General features: G+C 68.5%; 17 protein-coding genes. 6 read left to right on the top strand and 11 right to left on the bottom strand.

Annotated elements, in window-relative coordinates; all coding sequences use genetic code 11:
• The first annotated feature begins 336 nt into the window (after positions 1-336).
• Together ACWDMM_RS13760 and ACWDMM_RS13755 are read left to right on the top strand one after the other, a co-directional pair.
• Entirely contained in the window at positions 337-4,269 is a 3,933-nt protein-coding gene (locus tag ACWDMM_RS13760; protein ID WP_449937575.1) for a beta strand repeat-containing protein, read from the top strand.
• 121 nt (positions 4,270-4,390) lie between these two features.
• Entirely contained in the window at positions 4,391-5,395 is a 1,005-nt protein-coding gene (locus ACWDMM_RS13755; protein WP_357206875.1) for a hypothetical protein, read from the top strand.
• 18 nt (positions 5,396-5,413) lie between these two features.
• On the opposite strand, the gene ACWDMM_RS13750 is transcribed toward ACWDMM_RS13755, so the two are convergent.
• From ACWDMM_RS13750 to dxr, 5 genes are all read right to left on the bottom strand, one after another.
• Positions 5,414-7,201, bottom strand: a complete 1,788-nt coding sequence (locus ACWDMM_RS13750; protein WP_195078739.1) for a penicillin-binding transpeptidase domain-containing protein — start codon at positions 7,199-7,201, stop codon at positions 5,414-5,416.
• A 74-nt stretch (positions 7,202-7,275) separates the two neighbouring features.
• Positions 7,276-8,139, bottom strand: a complete 864-nt coding sequence (locus tag ACWDMM_RS13745) for a GNAT family N-acetyltransferase (RefSeq protein ID WP_195078738.1) — start codon at positions 8,137-8,139, stop codon at positions 7,276-7,278.
• 67 nt (positions 8,140-8,206) lie between these two features.
• Positions 8,207-9,364, bottom strand: coding sequence for a flavodoxin-dependent (E)-4-hydroxy-3-methylbut-2-enyl-diphosphate synthase (gene ispG / locus ACWDMM_RS13740; protein ID WP_355152515.1), 1,158 nt, complete (start codon positions 9,362-9,364; stop codon positions 8,207-8,209).
• A 108-nt stretch (positions 9,365-9,472) separates the two neighbouring features.
• Positions 9,473-10,672, bottom strand: coding sequence for a M50 family metallopeptidase (locus ACWDMM_RS13735; RefSeq protein ID WP_195078736.1), 1,200 nt, complete (start codon positions 10,670-10,672; stop codon positions 9,473-9,475).
• 164 nt (positions 10,673-10,836) lie between these two features.
• A complete protein-coding gene (dxr, locus tag ACWDMM_RS13730; protein WP_195078735.1) occupies positions 10,837-11,976 on the bottom strand; it encodes a 1-deoxy-D-xylulose-5-phosphate reductoisomerase in 1,140 nt (379 codons plus the stop codon).
• Positions 11,977-12,120: 144 nt separating this feature from the next.
• Here dxr and ACWDMM_RS13725 point away from each other — a divergent pair, with 144 nt between their 5' ends.
• Together ACWDMM_RS13725 and ACWDMM_RS13720 are read left to right on the top strand one after the other, a co-directional pair.
• Positions 12,121-12,387, top strand: a complete 267-nt coding sequence (locus tag ACWDMM_RS13725) for a DUF2631 domain-containing protein (RefSeq protein ID WP_195078734.1) — start codon at positions 12,121-12,123, stop codon at positions 12,385-12,387.
• A gap of 132 nt (positions 12,388-12,519) precedes the next feature.
• Positions 12,520-12,834: a hypothetical protein gene (locus tag ACWDMM_RS13720; protein ID WP_195078733.1), complete on the top strand. Its 315-nt coding sequence runs from the start codon at positions 12,520-12,522 to the stop codon at positions 12,832-12,834.
• Positions 12,835-12,882: 48 nt separating this feature from the next.
• On the opposite strand, the gene ACWDMM_RS13715 is transcribed toward ACWDMM_RS13720, so the two are convergent.
• Complete coding sequence (locus ACWDMM_RS13715) at positions 12,883-13,803, bottom strand: LysR family transcriptional regulator (RefSeq protein WP_449937570.1); 921 nt, start codon at positions 13,801-13,803, stop codon at positions 12,883-12,885.
• 61 nt (positions 13,804-13,864) lie between these two features.
• Here ACWDMM_RS13715 and ACWDMM_RS13710 point away from each other — a divergent pair, with 61 nt between their 5' ends.
• Complete coding sequence (locus ACWDMM_RS13710) at positions 13,865-14,278, top strand: DUF5997 family protein (RefSeq protein WP_195078731.1); 414 nt, start codon at positions 13,865-13,867, stop codon at positions 14,276-14,278.
• Positions 14,279-14,341: 63 nt separating this feature from the next.
• Here ACWDMM_RS13710 and rlmN read toward each other — a convergent pair whose 3' ends face one another.
• Entirely contained in the window at positions 14,342-15,451 is a 1,110-nt protein-coding gene (rlmN, locus tag ACWDMM_RS13705) for a 23S rRNA (adenine(2503)-C(2))-methyltransferase RlmN (RefSeq protein WP_357107640.1), read from the bottom strand.
• 124 nt (positions 15,452-15,575) lie between these two features.
• On the opposite strand from rlmN, the gene ACWDMM_RS13700 reads away from it, so the two are divergent.
• Entirely contained in the window at positions 15,576-15,920 is a 345-nt protein-coding gene (locus ACWDMM_RS13700; RefSeq protein ID WP_449937567.1) for a LapA family protein, read from the top strand.
• 9 nt (positions 15,921-15,929) lie between these two features.
• Here the strand turns inward: ACWDMM_RS13700 and ACWDMM_RS13695 are convergent, their stop codons facing one another.
• From ACWDMM_RS13695 to tsf, 4 genes are all read right to left on the bottom strand, one after another.
• Positions 15,930-16,844, bottom strand: a complete 915-nt coding sequence (locus ACWDMM_RS13695; protein ID WP_397069173.1) for a phosphatidate cytidylyltransferase — start codon at positions 16,842-16,844, stop codon at positions 15,930-15,932.
• A 195-nt stretch (positions 16,845-17,039) separates the two neighbouring features.
• Positions 17,040-17,597 (bottom strand): ribosome recycling factor, encoded by a 558-nt coding sequence (gene frr, locus ACWDMM_RS13690; protein WP_195078728.1) that lies wholly within the window; start codon positions 17,595-17,597, stop codon positions 17,040-17,042.
• A 50-nt stretch (positions 17,598-17,647) separates the two neighbouring features.
• Positions 17,648-18,376 (bottom strand): UMP kinase, encoded by a 729-nt coding sequence (pyrH, locus tag ACWDMM_RS13685; protein ID WP_039799499.1) that lies wholly within the window; start codon positions 18,374-18,376, stop codon positions 17,648-17,650.
• Between the two features lie 195 nt (positions 18,377-18,571).
• Positions 18,572-19,396, bottom strand: a complete 825-nt coding sequence (gene tsf, locus ACWDMM_RS13680) for a translation elongation factor Ts (protein WP_195078727.1) — start codon at positions 19,394-19,396, stop codon at positions 18,572-18,574.
• Positions 19,397-19,444: the final 48 nt, after the last annotated feature.

Here is a 19,444-nt window from a genome sequence, read left to right as displayed (position 1 = left end):
CCGGAAAGGGCTGGCGAGCCCGGGATGCCGACGGACTTTCCGGATGGTCGCCAACCGTTCGCCGAGACCGAAGATCTCGGCATGCTGCGTGCTAGCGGTGTACTCATCGGCAGCGCCGTAGCACCGTCGAAATTTTTGCTGCCACAACACCTGCCAGGATGTTCGCGCCGCTACCCGACGTGCCACCGGCGAACCGAAAACGGACCAAAACGGATCGCGAGATACGTTGCCAGCCACCAATCCAAAGGCGTTAATGGAGATAGCCGGGCCGTTGAAGAGCGGCGGGCGCCCCCCGGTGCAGAGGAATCATCACCACGGCAAAAAGGAGGCAGCGCCATGCCTACCATCACTTCCCTCTCCCCGACATCAGGGCCCGCAACGGGTGGAACCAGCGTCGTTATCACGGGTACCGGATTCGGCGGTCCGACGACCGTGCGGTTCGGCGGTACCGCGACCACTTTCACGATCGACTCACCCACTCAGATCACGGCCATCGCCCCGGCCGGCTCGGTCGGTACGGTGCAGGTCACCGTCAGCAACGCGGGGGGAACCAGCAACGGCCTCCCCTACACCTATGTTCCGGTTCCCGCGCTCAACAGCATCAGCCCGAACCAAGGCTCCACCGCGGGCGGGACGACGGTCACGCTCACCGGATCGGGCTTCACGGGAGCTACCGCAGTCAATTTCGGCAGCACACCGGCGACCTCGTTCACGGTCAACTCCGACACCCAGATCACGGCTGTCACGCCGGCCGGTACAGGGATCGTGCCGGTCACGGTCACCGGTCCGGGCGGCACCAGCGGTGCGGTGCCGTTCATCTACGTGGTCGTCCCCACCATCACCTCCATCTCGCCGACCGCAGGGCCTGCCTCGGGAGGTAACACCGTCACGATCACCGGCACCGGGTTCACCGGCCCACTGACTGTCCGGTTCGGCAACACCGCAACCATTTTCACGGTCAATTCGCCCACTCAGATCACCGCCATCGCGCCTCCCGGAACGGGGAGCGTGCAGGTCACGGTCACGGGTTCGGGCGGGACCAGCAACGGTGTCACCTACACCTATGCCGGCGTCCCCGCGCTGACCAGCCTGGTACCCACGACCGGTCCGACAACCGGTGGAACAACGGTCGTCATCACGGGCACGGGCCTGTCGACTGCCACCGCGGTGAACTTCGGTGGCACACCGGCGACCTCGTTCGTCGTCAACTCCGACACCCAGATCACCGCCGTCTCTCCGGCCGGAACGGGGACCGTTCAGGTCACCGTCACCACTGCCGGCGGAACCAGCAACGGCCTTCCCTTCACCTATGTGGCGGTGCCCGCCATCACCACGTTGGTGCCCAACGCCGGTCCGGTCACCGGCGGGACGACGGTCGTCATCACCGGCACGGGCCTGACGGGAGCGACAGCGGTCAACTTCGGCGCCACACCGGCGACCTCGTTCGTCGTCAACTCGGCCACTCAGATCACGGCGGTCGCCCCGGCCGGGACCGGAACCGTGCAAGTCACCGTCACGACACCCGGCGGAACCAGCAACGGCCTGGCCTATACCTACATCCCGGTGCCCGCCATCACCACGGTGGTGCCGAACGTAGGGCCGGTCACCGGCGGAACCACGGTCGTCATCACCGGCACGGGCCTGACCGGAGCCACCGCGGTGAACTTCGGCGCCACACCGGCAGCTTCGTTCACCGTCAACTCCGACACCCAGATCACGGCCGTCGCACCCGCCGGAACCGGAACCGTGGGAGTCACCGTCACCACCGCTGGCGGAACCAGCAACGCCGCCGCTTACACGTACGTCGCCGTGCCCGCCCTGACCACGGTGGTCCCGAGCGTAGGGCCGGTCACCGGCGGAACCACGGTCGTCATCACCGGCACGGGCCTGACCGGAGCCACCGCGGTGAACTTCGGCGCCACACCGGCCACCTCGTTCACCGTCAACTCCGACACCCAGATCACGGCCGTCGCACCCGCCGGAACCGGAACCGTGGGAGTCACCGTCACCACCGCTGGCGGAACCAGCAACAGCGTCGCCTACACCTACGTCGCGCTGCCCACTGTCACCGCGGTGGTACCGAACGCGGGCGTGGAAGCAGGCGGGACAACAGTGGTCATCACCGGCACAGGATTGACCGGCACCACCGCGGTGAACTTCGGCGCCACACCGGCCACCTCGTTCACCGTCGACTCCGCCACCCAGATCACCGCCGTCGCCCCGGCGGGGACCGGAACCGTGCAACTGACCGTCACCACTCCGGGCGGAACCAGCAACGGCGTCGCCTACACCTACATCCCGGTCCCCGCCGTCACCACGGTCGTGCCGAATGTGGGTCCCGCGACCGGTGGCACGACAGTCGTGATCACCGGCACGGGATTGACCGGCACCACCGCGGTGAACTTCGGCGCCACACCGGCCACCTCGTTCACCGTCGACTCCGCCACCCAGATCACCGCCGTCGCCCCGGCGGGGACCGGAACCGTGCAACTGACCGTCACCACCCCCGGCGGAACCAGCAACGGCGTCGCCTACACCTACATCGCAGTGCCCACGCTGACCACGGCGCTTCCCAATGTCGGCTCCGTAGCGGGCGGAACGACAGTGGTTCTCACCGGAACAGGACTGACCGGCACCACCGCGGTGAACTTCGGCGCCACACCGGCCACCTCGTTCACCGTCAACTCCGCCACCCAGATCACCGCCGTCGCCCCGGCGGGGACCGGAACCGTGCAACTGACCGTCACCACCCCCGGCGGAACCAGCAACGGCGTCGCCTACACCTACATCCCGGTCCCCGCCCTGACCACGGTGGTGCCGAACGTAGGACCGGTCACCGGCGGCACGATCGTCGTCCTCACCGGGACAGGGCTGTCCACCACCTCCGCGGTGAACTTCGGCGCCACACCGGCCACCTCGTTCATCGTCGACTCCGACACGCAGATCACGGCCGTCGCCCCGGCGGGGACCGGAACTGTTCAGGTCACGGCCGACACGGCGGGTGGAACCAGCAACGGCGTCGCCTACACCTACGTCGCGCTGCCCACCCTCACCGCGGCGGCTCCGACCCTGGGCTCGGTGTCCGGCGGCACGACAGTCGTTCTCACCGGCACCGACCTGACCGGTACGACAGCGGTGAACTTCGGCGCCACACCGGCCACCTCGTTCACCGTCGACTCCCCAACCCAGATCACGGCTGTCGCCCCGGCGGGGACCGGAATCGTCCAGATTACGGCCACCACCCCGGGCGGAACCAGCAACGGCGTCGCCTACACCTACGTCGCGGTTCCCACCCTCACCACGGTGGCTCCGAATATCGGCACGGAAGCGGGCGGGACAACCGTCGTCCTCACCGGCACGGGCCTGACCGGAGTGACCGCGGTCGACTTCGGCGGCACACCGGCGACCTCGTTCACCATCGACTCCGCGACACAGATCACAGCCGTCGCCCCCGCCGGGACCGGAACCGTCCAAGTCACCGCGACCACCGTGGGCGGGACCAGCAACGGCGTCGCCTACACCTACATTCCGGTGCCCGCTCTCACCGTGGGCGTGCCCAGCGTAGGACCGGCCTCGGGCGGCACAACGGTCGTTCTCACCGGAACGAACCTGACCGGAACGACCGCGGTCGATTTCGGTGGCACACCGGCGACCTCGTTCACCGTGGACTCCGCGACGCAGATCACCGCCGTCGCGCCCGCCGGTACCGGAATAGTGCAGATCACCGCCACCACCCCGGGCGGAACCAGCAACGGCGTCGCCTACACCTACATCGCGGCGCCCAGCCTGACCGCCTTGCTTCCGAACGTAGGCGTGGAAGCGGGCGGCACGATCGTCGTCCTCACCGGGACGGATCTGACCGGCACTACCGCGGTCGATTTCGGTGGCACACCGGCGACCTCGTTCACGATCGACTCACCAACTCAGATCACCGCCGTTGCTCCCGCCGGGACCGGTACGGTGCAAGTCACCGCCACCACCTCCGGCGGAACCAGCAACGGCCTTGCCTACACCTACATCGCGGTACCGACACTCGCGGTCGTGCTTCCGAATGTAGGGCCGGCGGCCGGTGGAACGACGGTCGTCCTCACCGGGACCGACCTGACAGGCACCACGGCCGTCGATTTCGGCGGCACACCGGCAACCTCGTTCACCGTCGACTCCGCAACACAGATCACCGCCGTCACTCCCGCCGGAACGGGAACAGTGCAAGTCACCGCGACCACCTCCGGAGGAACCAGTAATGGTCTCCCATTCACCTACATCTGACGGCTGAAGCGGCTGGGCCGTCGGCAGGCACTTGCCGGCGGCCCAGTTTCGTCGCGGTTGAGCGAATACGACATGAGTCTCCGTCACCGTGGACGGAGGCTGCAGGGGTAAGGGGGTTTCGTTGGCGACCGTACTCAAGATGCTGCTGGCGGAGCGGCATCTCAAAAGTCATCACGATTTTCTGGCCGCGTACGACCGGTGCGCGGCGCGGCTCGATCCGCCCATCCCGCCTGGGCACGGGCCTGCGAAGGCGCAGTACTACCAGTGGCTGTCCGGACGCATGATCGGATTGCCGCGCGACTATCACTGCCGGGTGCTGGAACGAATGTTCCCGGGCTGGACCGTCGAGGGACTGTTTCAAATGGCCAACTCCACACCCGTCGACCGTTCCCAGGAGACGGGTTTCATCGGCGTGGACGCCTCACTGGAGGCATTCCTCGGGGCGGAGGCGACCACCGACGGAACGACGCTGGTCTACCCGGCGTACGAATTGGCGCAGTCGTCGGTGGAAGCGCTTCGAGCGGCCGGGATCAGCCGACAGCGTGTGTTCCAGAAACCGGGCGGCGCGCTCGGCAACCGGTACGCCGACCTGCCGTCGGTCGTGGCGGAGAACGATCTTCGCGGATTGCTGTACGTGCTGTCCTTCCTGCAGCGTCACACCAGCATTCCGGTCGACGTTCGCAGCGACCGCGATGTCCGCGCGCACCGCGACCGCCCGTACATCAGCTTCGGACTCATCGGCAACGACTGCCTGCGGCTGTATCTGGACACCGCCCAGCGTCCGCTGTTCACCGTGCGGGAGAGCCCCGCCGACGACGGCTCCCAAGCCGTGCGGCTGCGGCTGGCCGACGGGAGCGGGTACGACTCCGGCGACGACCGCAATATCGGCGTCGTCGCCCGCGTGCGTCCCAGTCCGCAGCGGCATCCCGGCCGCTACTGGATGTACTGCGGCGGTTTGGGTCCACGCGGCACCGCCGGAGCGGGGTGGTACCTCGCCCACTCGTGGGGCGCGTTGCAACAGCGTGCCGGTGATCGGGACTTCGTCGCCGTCATCGGCGTCGACGAGTACTCCGACCACACGGTCAGCTTGGAACATCTGCTGATCGGGCCGCCCCCCGATGACTGACGACCGAGCCCGCACAGGTCAATACTCGGGTGGCAGCGCCGCCAGCATGTCGCGTGTCACCGCGACGGCGTTGTCGGAGCTGCCACCTTTGACCAGGAGCGTCGCGAAGGCGAGGTCGCCGCGGAAGCCGACGAACCAGGAGTGCGACCCGCCGTCCACTTCGGCTTCGCCGGTCTTGCCGTAGACCTCGCCTTGATCGGCGATCCGCTCGGCCGTGCCGCCGACGACCACCTGGCGCATCATGGTGCGCAGTCCCTCGATGACATCGGGGGCCAGCGCAGGACGATCGCCATCGATCTGGGTGGGCCGCCCGGCGATCAGGTACGGCACGGGCGCCGAGCCGTGCGCGATGGTGGCCGCCATGAGGGCCATGCCGAACGGGCTGACCACCACTTTGCCCTGGCCGATCCCGTCCTCGGTGCGCTGGATCAGGTCGTCCGACGCGGGCACCGAGCCGGAGGTCGTCGGCAGTCCCACCACCGAATAGGTGGGCCCGACACCGAGCTTCGCGGCGGCCTCGCGTAACGCCGGACCGGGCAGGGCACTGGCGAGTTTGGCGAACGAGGTGTTGCAGGACCGCTCGTAGGCCGTCGACATCGGCACATTGCCGACGGTGAACAGGTTGTAATTGGGAATGGTCCGCTCGCCGATCACGATTCGGCTCGGGCACGGCAGCACCGTGTCGGGAGTCGCGAGGCCGTTCGACATGGCCGCGGCGGCGGTCACCGTCTTGAACACCGACCCGGGCGGATACTGACCGATCGTGGCGAGGGGGCCGTCCCGATCGGCGGCCTTGTTCTGCGCGACCGCCAGAATCGCGCCGGTGGACGGGCGCAGCACCACCATCATGGTCTGCTCGGTACGCGGCTGCACGGCGCTCTGGGCGGCGTTCTGCACATTGCGGTCGATGCTCAGCGAGAACGACGGCGCCGGCTGCGAGGGCACCTCCATCAGGACATCGGTGTCAGCCCCGTTGGCGTTCAGGGTGACCACGCTCCACCCGGCCTTGCCGTCCACTTCCGCGATCACCGTTTTGCGCACCTGGGTCAGCAGATCGGGCGCGAACTCCCGATCGGTGGCGACCAGATCCCATTGCTGCGTCACCGTGACGCCGGGCAGCCCGATCAGATCGGTGGTCACCTGGGCGGATTCGAGGTCGTTGAGCAGCGCGACCGTATAGGGGCCGTGTGCGGCCTCGGCCGCGTCCAGAATGGACTGCGGCGTCAGCGATTTGTCGAAGCGGTACAGCGCGGCCGACAGCGCGGTGGCCACGCTTTTCGGATCGGCGGCGTCGGCCGCGACGAACGCGACCCTGGACACCTTGCCCGGCACCATGACGTCGCTGCCGGATTGCTCGTTCACCCGCGCCCGCGGCGGTGGATCCGAGCGCAACGCCATGGTCTGGGTGTCGCCGAGTCTGGGATGGATGTCGGAGGAGGTCCAGCGCACCATCCAGCGCCCGTTGCTGCGTCCCATCTGCAGTTGGCCGGAGTACTTCCAGATCCGGTTCTTGGGCAGCCGCCACTCGTAGGTGTAGTCGACGGTCGCCGTGTCACCGGTCACGCGCGCCGCGCCGGTACGGGCGGTGAGCTGTTCGGCCTGCAGCTGATCCCAGGCGGAACGCAGCGCGGCACTTGCCTTCTCCGGCAGATTCGTGAGGTCGGCGGCGGCGCTCACCCGGTGCTCGGCGAACGCTGTGACGAACGCGTCCGCGACGGGGACCGGCCCCTGCGGCTTGCTCGCGCAACCGGCGGCGACCACCGTGACGGCCGCGACGGCGAGCGAGAGGAGCATCCGAGTCGACATCGGCACCGATGGTAGTAGTGACTCACGGGCAAACGCCTGCGGCACTCCGGGATTCGCCGCGCGGACGGCCACGCTCAGTCGACCAGGACGGTGGCGAAGGTCGCGATCTGCCGGAATCCGACACGGCTGTAGGCGCGGCGAGCTATCGCGTTGTAGTCGTTCACGTACAGGCTCGCGGTGCGGCCCGAGGCGACCACGGCGTTCGCGACCGCCGCGGTGCCCGCGGTGCCGTACCCCCTGCCCCGGTGATCCGGGTGCACCCACACGCCTTGGATTTGGCCGGTGCGCCGGGACACGGAGCCGACCTCCGCTTTGAAGACCACTTCCCCGTCCTCGAAACGAGCCCAGGCACGGCCGGATTCGATCAAGCTCTGGATGCGCCGGCGGTAGCCACGTCCGCCGTCACCCGCGCGCGGATCGACGCCGACCTCCTCGATGAACATGGCGATCGCGGCCGACAGATAGCGGTCGAGTTCGTCCCGACGCACCCGGCGGACCTCCGCGTCCGGCGTAGCCAGCGGCGGCTGGGCCAGCGCCAGCAGCGGCTGTTCCCCGCGTAGCTCGCGCTCCGGACCCCAATGACCGGACAGCATCTCCCACAGCGGCAACGTCAGTTCCCTGCGCCCCACCACCGAGGAACAGACCCGAGGCCAGCGGACAGCGCGGTCTGCGAACGCGCGCAACGCGTCGCGATCCCCCAGCAACGGCACCAGGTTCGCCCCCGAGAAACACAGCGACTCCGCCGGACCGCCCCTGCTCCACAGCTCCCCTTGGCCGCACCGGTTGTCCAGGCCGAACTCCTGTAAGCGGGCCGCCACCATGCACGAGGCCACCGGATCGGCATCCAGCACACGCAGCACCTGGGCAAGATCCCGATTAGCGAGCTGCCGCGCAGGGGCGTATTTGGCCCGACGCGCCGGCTCCAGCAGACTCCGCACGGTGACAGCCTGCCACGAACCGGCGCGATGCGGTATGGCTATGCCGAAAGCGCTGGTAGGCGCGTCCTCATCGAACGGTGACGACCGGTTCGCCGGTGCCGGCCTCCTCGCCCATCTCCTCGGCGATGCGCATCGCCTCTTCGATGAGCGTCTCGACGATCTGCGCCTCCGGGACGGTCTTGATGACCTCGCCCTTGACGAAGATCTGGCCCTTGCCGTTGCCGGAGGCCACGCCCAGGTCGGCTTCGCGCGCCTCGCCGGGCCCGTTCACGACACAACCCATAACGGCCACCCGCAGCGGCACCGCCATGCCCTCCAAGCCCGCGGTCACCTCGTTGGCCAGCGTGTACACGTCGACCTGGGCGCGCCCGCAGGACGGGCACGACACGATCTCCAGCTTGCGCGGACGCAGGTTCAGCGATTGCAGGATCTGCCCGCCGACCTTGACCTCCTCGGCGGGCGGCGCGGACAGCGACACGCGGATCGTGTCGCCGATGCCCTCCGACAGCAGCGCGCCGAACGCCACCGCCGACTTGATCGTGCCCTGGAACGCCGGGCCCGCCTCGGTGACGCCGAGGTGCAGCGGGTAGTCGCACTGCGCGGCCAGCTGACGGTAGGCCTCCACCATGACCACCGGGTCGTTGTGCTTGACCGAGATCTTGATGTCGCCGAACCCGTGCTCCTCGAACAGGCTCGCCTCCCACAGCGCCGACTCCACCAGCGCCTCCGGCGTAGCCTTGCCGTACTTCTCCAGCATCCGCTTGTCCAGCGAACCGGCGTTCACGCCGATGCGGATCGGGATGCCCGCCGCGCCCGCGGCCTTGGCGACCTCCTTGACCCGGCCGTCGAACTCCTTGATGTTGCCGGGGTTGACCCGCACCGCGGCGCATCCGGCGTCGATCGCGGCGAAGATGTAGCGGGGCTGGAAGTGGATGTCGGCGATCACCGGGATCTGGGATTTCGCGGCGATCGTGGCCAGCGCGTCCGCGTCCTCCTGACGCGGGCAGGCCACCCGCACGATGTCGCACCCCGACGCGGTGAGCTCCGCGATCTGCTGCAGGGTGGCGTTCACGTCGTGCGTCTTGGTCGTGGTCATGGACTGCACCGAGATCGGGTGGTCGCTGCCAACCCCGACATTGCCCACCATCAGCTGGCGGGTCTTACGCCGTGGAGCGAGCACTGCCGCGGGGGCGGTCGGCATCCCCAATCCGATTGTGCTGGTCACCTTCGGCTGCCTACTTTCGTCGTGTCCGGCCGGTTCGGTGCCGAGTCTAGCCGTGGTGCGCTAGGCCCACCGTACGTCACCGGTCACACCAACGATCGGCGGCCTCGGTCAGAACAGCTTGATCGGGTTGACGATGTCGGCGGCCAGGGTGAGCAGCATGTAGGCACCGCCGATCACCACCACGACATAGGTCGCGGGCAGCAACTTCAGGTAGTTCACCGGCGCTCCCGGCGCGAGCCCCTTCCAGCCGCGGATGGTGTTGCGGATCTTCTCGTAGATCACCACCGCGATGTGCCCACCGTCGAGGGGCAGCAACGGCAGCAGGTTGAAGATGCCGAGGAAGAAGTTCAGGCTGGCCAGCACCAGGATGAAGATGTTCCACAGGCCGCGTTCGGCGGTCTCGCCGCCGATCTTGCTGGCGCCGTACACGCTGACCGGGGTTTCCGGATCACGCTCACCTCCGGTCACCGCGTCCCACAGCGCGGAGACCTTCGCAGGCATCTGGGTCAGCGAGTCGACCGTGCGCAGGAACATGTCGCCGGTGAAACCCGCGGCCGCCGGAACGGCGCCGAGCAGGTCGTATTGCACGGGGTCGTAGCGCTCCGGCGCCACGCCGATGGCGCCGACCACGCGGCCCTCGCCCCCGCCTTCGGGGTAACGCACGACGCGCTCCGGGGTCACCGGAATGGTGAGCGTGCGGCCGTCGCGCTCGATGACGTAGGTGAACGGGCCGGTCTGCTTTTGAGTCTCGGCCTGGAACTGCCGCCAGGTGTCCACCTTGACGCCGTTGACCTCTTTGACGATGTCGCCGCGCTGCAGTCCGGCGCGCTGCGCCGGGCCCGTGCCGGTGCAGGGCTCGCTCGAGCCGTCCGGCTTGCCTTGCGGCACGCAGCTCATGACCCCCAGCGCGGTCGCGGGCGGTTCCTTCAGGTTCGGCAACCCCCAGCCGACGGCGAGCACCACGATCAAGATGAAGCCGAGCACGAAGTTCATCGCGATGCCGCCGGACATCACCACCAGCCGCTTCCAGGTGGCCTGGCGGTACATGGCGCGGTCGAGTTCCTCCGGGCGCAGTTCGTCGAGCGCCGTCATGCCGGCGATGTCGCAGAAACCGCCGAGCGGAAGCGCCTTGAGGCCGTATTCGGTCTCACCGCGGCGGAACGAGAAGATCTTCGGCCCGAAGCCGATGAAATACCGTCGCACCTTCATGCCGGTCGCCTGGGCGGTCCACATGTGCCCACATTCGTGCAGCGCGATCGACACCGTGATGCCCAGTGCGAACAGCACGAACCCCAACGCGAACACCATTTGCTCTACAGCCCTCCTGCGTATGCGCAGCTCGTATATCCCGCCCGCACGCGTCCGCTCCTGGCCGCGAGCACTCTGACCACCCTAATGGGACAAAGTCCGGTCCTGTGTGTTCAGTGTGCCAGGACGCCGTCGCCGCGCGCGTCCGATCCGGCGCCAGGGCGTCACGCGCGCACCCGGGCTGCGGCGAACTCCCGCGCCCAGGCGTCCGCGGCGAGGACTTCGTCGAGCGAATCGGGCTCGGCGCGCCACTGCCCCGCGGCCTCCACCGCGGCGGCCACCGTGCCGACGATCTGCGGGAAACGGATGACGCCGTCCAGGAAAGCCTGCACCGCCACTTCGTTGGCGGCGTTGTAGACGGCGGTGACGCTGCCACCGGCCTCACCGGCGGCGCGCGCCAGCTCCACCGCGGGGAAGACGTCGTTGTCGACCGGTTCGAACGTCCAGGTGGACGCGGTGGCGAAATCGCAGGCCGCGGCGGCGCCCGGCACCCGGTCCGGCCACCCGAGCGCCAGCGCGATGGGCAGCTTCATGTCCGGCGGGCTGGCCTGGGCGAGCGTGGAGCCGTCGGTGAAGGTGACCATCGAGTGCACGATCGATTGCGGGTGCACGGTGACATCGATGCGGTCGTAGGGCACCCCGAACAGCAGGTGCGTCTCGATCAGCTCGAGTCCCTTGTTCACCAGCGACGCCGAGTTGAGGGTGTTCATCAAACCCATCGACCAGGTGGGATGCGCCTTCGCCTCGGCGGGCTCGACCGACTCCAGCATCTCGGCGGTCCAGCCGCGGAACGGGCCGCCGGACGCGGTCAGCACCAGCCGGTCGACCTCGTCTGCGCGGCCGCCGCGCAGGCACTGCGCCAGCGCGGAATGTTCCGAGTCCACCGGGACGATCTGCCCGGGGGCGGCGGCACGGGTGACCAGGGAGCCGCCCGCGACCAGCGACTCCTTGTTGGCCAGGGCCAGGCGCGTACCGGATTGAAGGGTGGCCAGCGTCGGCTCCAGCCCGAGCGAGCCGACCAGGGCGTTGAGCACCACGTCCGCCTCGGTGCGGCGCACCAGCTCGGTCACCGCTCCCGGACCGCCGAGGGGCAGGTCCAGCCGCTGGGCCGCGGCCGGGTCTGCCACGGCGACATTGCGGGTGCCCGTTGCGGCCATCTGGGCGGCGAGCAGCTCGGTGTTGCCGCCGCGCGCGGCGAGTCCGACCACCTCGAAGCGGTCGGGATTGGCGGCGATCACCTCGAGCGCTTGAGTGCCAATGGATCCGGTGCTGCCCAGCAGCAGGACTCTCACGATGTCGGACACGCCTTCATTGTGTCCTACCTTCGAAACACGTTCGACGGGCGCGGGCCGACTTACAACGACGCACCGTCGTATGTCACGATATGCGGCAGCAGCTCATCGAGGGTGTACCGGAATCGCGGTACAAGTAACAGCTAAGGAGCGATCGTGGCCGCCACGGAACTCGAACACGTCGAAACCGAGCGCGTCGTCACTCGCGTCGATCCCGCCGAAGTTCCCTCCGCGGCCTGGGGCTGGAGCGGCGAGTCGCGCCGTACCTTCCGGATCGCGGGCTGGATCGTCGCGCTGATCCTGCTCGCCATGCTGGTCGGCAACCACAAGGGCAAGGTCGAGGACATCTTCCTCGTCGGCTTCGCCGTCCTGATCGCGGGCATCCTGATCCGTGACTCGCTGCTCCAGCGCAAGCCGCGCTAGCCGAGAATCCTTCCCGCACAAGTTCATTCGTCCTGTACCGCGGGCCATGGCCCGGTACCGTGTGCGTCCGAGGTCCGCGTCCCAGCCGGGTCGCGGACCTCGGTTTCTGTTCCCACGACCACTTAGGACGCAATGATCAAGACCTGTTCGGCCGCCCTGCTCGCCGTGAGCGCGTTCGGCTCGCTGCTGCTGTTGCCCGCCGCGCCCGCGCATGCCCAGTCACCGGCCTGCGGCGCGGCCGTCGACGCGATCAACGCCGCCATCGACGAGTCGGGCGGCAATCTGGACCCGACCGTGCAGCAGTCGCTGGCCGCCAAGCTGTCGGCCATCCCGGCAGAGGGCGCGGAGAAGGACGCCATCGCCGCCTATGCCCGCGCCCTGACCGATGACAAGGTCACGAGCATGGACGCCGCGACCGACGAACTGAACCGAGTCTGCAAGGGCTGATCGCCGGGCGGCGCGGACCCGGGCCGGTTCGTGCCGCCGCCGGACCGGCTACCGTCCGCGACGCCGGGCGGGCTTCTTGGCCGGGGCCGGGCGCCCTCCGGTCTTCTTGACGGCGGCCTTCTTCCGCGGCTCGGTCTTCTCGGCTCGGGCCTGGCCGCGGGAGCTGCGCTCGGAGCGGCCACGGACGACCCCGATGAAATCCTCCACCAGATCGGTGGTGCGATCGGCGGGCCAGGCCAGCGCGACCTCGGTGTCGGGGATGTCGAGCATCGGACGGTAGACGAGGTCGCGGCGGTGATGCAGGCGAGCGAGCGAGTGCGGCACGATCGCCGCGCCACCGGCCGCGGCGACCAGTTCCAGTGCGCCGCCGACCGCGTCGACGTCCGAGGTGTCCTGCAGCCGCTCGTCGGCCAGGTCGGCCATGCGCACCTCGTCGAACACCGACAGCGGGTGCTCCTTCTGCACCACCACGACCGGAACCTCCCGGTAGAGCGGGATCGCGCTCATGCCTTCCCGGTCGATCGGGAGCCGGACGAAGCACATGTCCACCCGGCCCGCGCGCAAAGCCGCTTCCTGATCCGCCTGCGCCAGCGCGCTCACCTCGAGTGGGACGTCCGGGAACCGCTCGGCCCAGATCCGGGTCCACTTGGACACCGTGACACCCGGCACGAAACCAACCCGCAGGGGGGCCGGAACCTCCGGCTCGTCCCGCCGAGCCACCGATTCGGCTCGGGCGATGATCTCGCGCGCCTGCTCCAGCAGCTCCCGCCCCTCATCGGTGAGCTGGGTCGGCTGCGCGCCCGGCACGAACAGCTTTGTGCCGAGCTCGTTCTCCAAGTCGATGACGGTATGGCTGAGCTTCTGCCGCGAGATGTGCAGCGAGTTCGCCGCGCGCGCGAAGTGCAACTCCTGCGCGACCGCGACGAACCAGCGCAGGCGCACCACATCGATCGACTCCAACCGGCTCATTCGTGGAAGCGTATGCCACCGCACAGTCGGGCCCCGCCGCGCCGCCCAGTAAGCTGGCCCGGTGAGCCCGGACCAGAAATCGCAGATGATGAAGCCGTTGACGGCGGCGGACAAGCTCGGCATCTATCTTCCGGCCGCACCCGAGGAGTTCCGCAACGCGCCGATCTCCCGCGCCCAGCTCGACGCGCTGCGCAACGATCCACCCGAATGGCTCACCGAACTGCGCCGCACCGGCCCGTTTCCGCGCGATGTGGTGGCACGCAAACTCGGCGTCTCCAACACCGGCCTGACCCGCGCCGGGGTCTCCGACCACCTCACCGTCGACGAGATCGACGCCTTGCTCGCCGACCCGCCGGAGTGGCTCGTGCGCGAGCGGGAGAACTACGCCGCGGTCCGCGCGGAGAACGAGCGCATCAAGGCGAAGGAAGCCGAACGTCGCGCCGCGACCAACCGTCCGGCGAAGAACCGCGGGTAGGGCGTCCGTCAACCGTCGCCGTCAGCGAGCGGCGACAAGCCGGGGTCACGCCGACCAGGTAGCTCAGTTCTCCGCGGCCAACTGTCCGCAGGCGGCGGCGATCTCCTGGCCGCGGGTGTCGCGGACCGTGCAGGGCACGCCCTTGGCATTCACGCGGCGGACGAACTCCTGCTCGACGGGCTTGGGGCTGGCGTCCCACTGGGACCCCGGAGTCGGGTTGAGCGGGATGACGTTGACGTGCACCCGTGAGCCGAGCGCCTTGTGCAGCTTCTCGCCGAGCATGTCCGCGCGCCATGGGTGGTCGTTGATGTCGCGGATCAGCGCGTATTCGACCGAGACTCGGCGGCCGGTCTTGTCGGCGTAGTAGCGGGCCGCGTCGAGCACTTCGGCGACGGGCCAGCGATTGTTGACCGGAACCAGGGTGTCGCGCAGTTCGTCGTCGGGCGTGTGCAGCGACACCGCGAGCGTGACGGACAAGCCCTCGTCGGCCAGTTTGCGGATGGCCGGAGCCAGTCCGACGGTCGAGACCACGACATTGCGCTGGGAGATCCCGAGGCCGTCCGGCGCGGGCGAGGTGATCCGGCGGACCGCGGCGACCACTCGCTTGTAGTTCGCCAGCGGCTCCCCCATGCCCATGAAGACGATGTTGGACAGCCTGCCCGGCCCACCCGCCACTTCCCCGTCCCGCAGCGCGGCGGCCGCGGCCCGCACCTGGTCGACGATCTCCGCGGTGGACAGGTTGCGGTTCAGCCCGCCCTGGCCGGTGGCGCAGAACGGGCACGCCATGCCGCAACCGGCCTGGCTGGAGATGCACAGGGTCGCCCGATCGGGATAGCGCATGAGCACGCTCTCCAGCAGCGTGCCATCGCCGGCGCGCCACAGCGTCTTGCGGGTCTCCCCGTCGTCGCAGGCCACATGCTTGACCACGTCGAGCAGCGGCGGGAACAGCGCTTCGCCGATCTTCTCCCTGACCGCGGCGGGCAGATCCGTCATCTGCGCAGGATCGGCTTGCAGACGCGCGTAGTACTGCCGGGCGATCTGATCGGCGCGGAATTTCGGCAGGCCCAGCTCCGCGACGGCCGCGCGCCTGCCCTCGGCGTCGAGGTCGGCGAGATGACGCGGCGGCATGCCGCGGCGCGGAGCGTCGAAAACCAGGGGCAGGGAGACGGTCATAGTTTCTCCATTCTCCCATCCGGAGCAATCTCCCCCGCACTCGACCACGTGCGGCGGCTCGACACCCCCGGTTCGTCACGAGGAAATACCTGCGGGCGGGATGGCCGTCGGCCATGATCGAGATATGTCCACGCCTCCCGAACACCCGCTGGAACCGGACCCGGATCTGTCCCAGCGTCAGCGCCCGACGCCGCCGGGCGTCCCGCCCGCCGTCCCGGTCAAGAAGTCTCTTGCCTCGCGCACCGGTTACGCCTGGACCGGGCTCGTCGCGGGCGTCTTGATCCTGGTGCTGTTGCTGATCTTCATCGTGCAGAACCTCGAACAGGTCCAGGTGCACTTCTTCTTCTGGAACTTCTCGCTGCCGCTCGGCGTCACCGTGCTGCTGTCGGTGATCGGCGGCGCACTCGTCATGGCCTCGGTGGGCGGTGTGCGCATCCTGCAGCTGCGTCGCGCGGCCAAGAAGGTGTGACGCGCGGGCTCACAGCAGCGTGGACAGCACCAGCCAGGAGACGAACGCCGAGGGGAGCATCGAGTCGAGGCGGTCCATGATGCCACCGTGGCCGGGCAGCAACGTGCCCATGTCCTTGATGCCGAGTTCCCGCTTGATCTGCGATTCGATCAGATCGCCGCAGGTGGCCACCAGCACCAAGCCGACGCCGAGGACGACGCCGATCATCGAGTTGGCATCCAGCAGCAGCGTCACCGTGAGCAGGCCGCCGATCACGCTGAACACCAGCGAGCCGCCGAAGCCCTCCCACGACTTCTTGGGACTGATCGAGGGCACCATCGGATGCTTGCCGAACAGCACGCCGGCCACATAACCGCCGACGTCGGAGCAGACCACCAGGATCATGAAGGTCAGCACCCGCAGGTTGCCGTCCGGTTCGAGCAGCAGCAGCGTGGCGAACGAGGCGAGCAGCGGAATCCAGGCCAGCGTGAACACCGTGATGGCGGTGTCGCGCAGGAAGTTTCGCGGTGCGGTCCGCAAGCCGTGGTCGAACAGTCGCCAGACCATGCAGATCAACGTGGTCGCGGCGAACGCGCCCGCCACCCCGCTGGCGCCGTACGGCCAGCCCAGCCAGAACACCGCCTGGCCGCCTGCGATCAGCGGGACCCGCGGAACGAGCACATCGGCCTCGCGCAGCCGCTTGGCGACCTCCCAGGTGGCCACACCGACCCCGGCCGCCGCGACGCCGATGAACACCTTCGGCACGAACAGCAGGATCGCGATCAGCGAGAGGCCGAGTCCGAAGCCGACGGTCAGCGCGGCGGGCAGATTGCGACCCGCGCGTGAACCGCTCGACGCGGGAGCCGGATTCGCCGCGGCAGGATTCGCGGGGCTGCTTAGCGGTTCATGACCGGAAGCATCAGCATCGTGCGCGTGCTGTCGCATCGCATCGGCTGTCCCGTTCACCGGCGGCTCCTCTGCCGCACCGGTCGCGGCGGCGTTCTCGGCCACGATTGTCCCGTCGCTCAACTCGTCGTTCCGTTCGTCCCCCGCCCGGGTGGGCCTCGGCGCAATCACCGGCGGCACTCGCGGTGACCTGGGCCTCCTCCGGGCCCGGTCCCGCGTGCCGACCGATCCGCGTCAGACCTCGAGCAGTTCGGCTTCCTTGTGCTTGACCAGTTCGTCCACCTGGCCGACATACTTGGCGGTGGTCTTGTCGAGCTCCTTCTCGGCACGCCCGACCTCGTCCTCGCCTGCCTCGCCATCTTTCTGGATGCGGGCCAGTTCGTCCATTGCCTTGCGACGGACGTTGCGGATGGCGACCTTGGCGTCCTCGCCCTTGCCCTTCGCCTGCTTGGCGAGTTCACGGCGGCGCTCCTCGGTCAGCTGCGGCACCGAGATCCGGATGATGTCGCCGTTGTTGGTGGGGTTGACGCCCAGATCCGAGTTGCGGATCGCGGTCTCGATGGGCCCCAGCTGAGCCGCCTCGTAGGGCTTGATCACGACCATGCGCGGCTCCGGCACCGTGATGCTGGACATCTGGGTGATCGGGGTCGGCGAGCCGTAGTAGTCGACCACGACCCGGGAGAACATGCCCGGATTCGCCCGACCGGTACGAATGGTTCCGAGATCGTCCTTCGCCACCGAGACGGCCTTCTCCATCTTCTCCTCGGCGTCGAAGAGCGCTTCTTCAATCACGACCGTTTCCTCCACAGCGTCGTCATGTCATGATCCGCGGTCGGCGGGTATCAGGACCGAACCAGTGTGCCGATCTTCTCACCGGCGACCGCGCGGGCGATATTGCCCTTGGTCAACAAATTGAACACCAGAATCGGCATCTGGTTGTCCATGCACAAGCTGAAGGCGGTCGCGTCCGCGACCTTGAGGTCGCGCTCGATGACCTCTTTGTGGGTGATCTCGGTGTACATGGTCGCGGTCTCGTCGACGCGCGGGTCGGCGGTGAACACTCCGTCGACCGCCTTGGCCATCAACACCACGTCCGCGCCGATCTCCAGTGCGCGCTGCGCGGCGGTGGTGTCGGTGGAGAAGTACGGCATGCCCATGCCAGCTCCGAAGATGACCACGCGGCCCTTCTCCAGGTGCCGCTTGGCGCGCAGCGGGAGGTAGGGCTCGGCGACCTGACCCATGGTGATCGCGGTCTGCACCCGGGTGTCCACGCCTTGCTGCTGCAGGAAGTCTTGCAGCGCAAGGCTGTTCATCACCGTGCCGAGCATGCCCATGTAGTCCGAGCGCGCGCGTTCCATGCCGCGCTCCTCGAGTTCGGCGCCGCGGAAGAAGTTCCCGCCGCCGATCACCACGGCCACCTGGACGCCGGTGGCGACCACCTCGGCGATCTGCTCGGCCACCGTCTGCACGACGTCCGGGTCGAGTCCGACCTTCCCGCCGCCGAACATCTCCCCGCCGAGTTTCAGCAGCACCCGGCGATATCCTGGGCGATCGGTCCCCGGGTCCGTCATGGGTCTCCAGTCTCCTTCGGCGAGGGATTGTCGTTCTTGCGGCGATTCGTTGCGCACGGCAGGCGCCTGTGACGTAGAGCAAGGCAGAGCGGCACCCATCCTGCCTTATTCGGTTGGAGCGGCAGCAGAAGGCCCCCCGTCAACCGGCGTTCGTTCGGTCGGCGGGGGGCCTGCACGCTGGAGGTGCGGCGAAACTCAGTTCGCGCCGACCTCGAAGCGGGCGAAGCGGGTGACGGTGACACCGGCCTCGTCCAGCAGCGCCTTGACGGTCTTCTTGGAATCGGTGACCGACGGCTGCTCGAGCAGCACGACGTCCTTGAAGAAGCCGTTGACCCGGCCTTCGGTGATCTTCGGCAGCGCGGCCTCCGGCTTGCCCTCCTCGCGAGCGGTCTGCTCGGCGATGCGGCGCTCGTTCTCCACGACGTCGGCCGGAACCTCGTCGCGGGTCACGTACTTGGCCTTGAGCGCGGCGACCTGCATGGCGGCGGCGCGGGCGGCCTCGGCCGCTGCGTCGCCCTCACCGGTGTACTCGACCAGCACGCCGACGGCGGGCGGCAGGTCGGAGGCACGCTTGTGCAGGTAGATGGCGACCGGGCCGTCCAGCGAGATGACGCGGCGCAGTTCCAGCTTCTCGCCGATCTTCGCGGCGAGCGCCTGCACGGCCTCGTCGACGGTCTTGCCGCCGAGGTCCAGCGCCTTCAGCGTGTCCAGGTCGCCCGGCTTCGCCGCCGCAGCCGCGGTGACGACCTGCTCGGCCAGCTGCTGGAACTCCGCGTTCTTGGCGACGAAGTCGGTCTCGGAGTTGATCTCGACCATGACGCCGTCCTTGGCGGCGACCAGGCCTTCGGCGGTGGTGCGCTCGGCACGCTTGCCGACGTCCTTGGCGCCCTTGATGCGCAGCAGCTCGACGGCCTTGTCGAAGTCGCCGTCGGTCTCGGCCAGCGCGTTCTTGCAGTCCATCATGCCGGAGCCGGTCAGCTCCCGGAGCCGCTTCACATCGGCAGCGGTGTAGTTCGCCATTCTCGGCGAGCCTCCTTCGGAGAAGTGTGAGTTTTGGCAGCGGCGATC

Source organism: Nocardia sp. NPDC003726 (assembly GCF_053586955.1).
Note: the sequence above shows the minus strand (reverse complement) of the source record. Positions and strands in the feature narration are given on the sequence as shown.

Coding starts and splice junctions, on each gene's coding strand:
- ACWDMM_RS13760 (WP_449937575.1), top strand. CDS start 337: ATGCCTACCATCACTTCCCTCTCCCCGACATCAGGGCCCGCAACGGGT.
- ACWDMM_RS13715 (WP_449937570.1), bottom strand. CDS start 13,803: ATGAGCCGGTTGGAGTCGATCGATGTGGTGCGCCTGCGCTGGTTCGTC.
- pyrH (WP_039799499.1), bottom strand. CDS start 18,376: ATGACGGACCCGGGGACCGATCGCCCAGGATATCGCCGGGTGCTGCTG.
- ACWDMM_RS13750 (WP_195078739.1), bottom strand. CDS start 7,201: ATGTCGACTCGGATGCTCCTCTCGCTCGCCGTCGCGGCCGTCACGGTG.
- tsf (WP_195078727.1), bottom strand. CDS start 19,396: ATGGCGAACTACACCGCTGCCGATGTGAAGCGGCTCCGGGAGCTGACC.
- rlmN (WP_357107640.1), bottom strand. CDS start 15,451: ATGACCGTCTCCCTGCCCCTGGTTTTCGACGCTCCGCGCCGCGGCATG.
- ACWDMM_RS13700 (WP_449937567.1), top strand. CDS start 15,576: ATGTCCACGCCTCCCGAACACCCGCTGGAACCGGACCCGGATCTGTCC.
- ACWDMM_RS13720 (WP_195078733.1), top strand. CDS start 12,520: ATGATCAAGACCTGTTCGGCCGCCCTGCTCGCCGTGAGCGCGTTCGGC.
- ACWDMM_RS13695 (WP_397069173.1), bottom strand. CDS start 16,844: ATGCGACAGCACGCGCACGATGCTGATGCTTCCGGTCATGAACCGCTA.
- ACWDMM_RS13735 (WP_195078736.1), bottom strand. CDS start 10,672: ATGGTGTTCGCGTTGGGGTTCGTGCTGTTCGCACTGGGCATCACGGTG.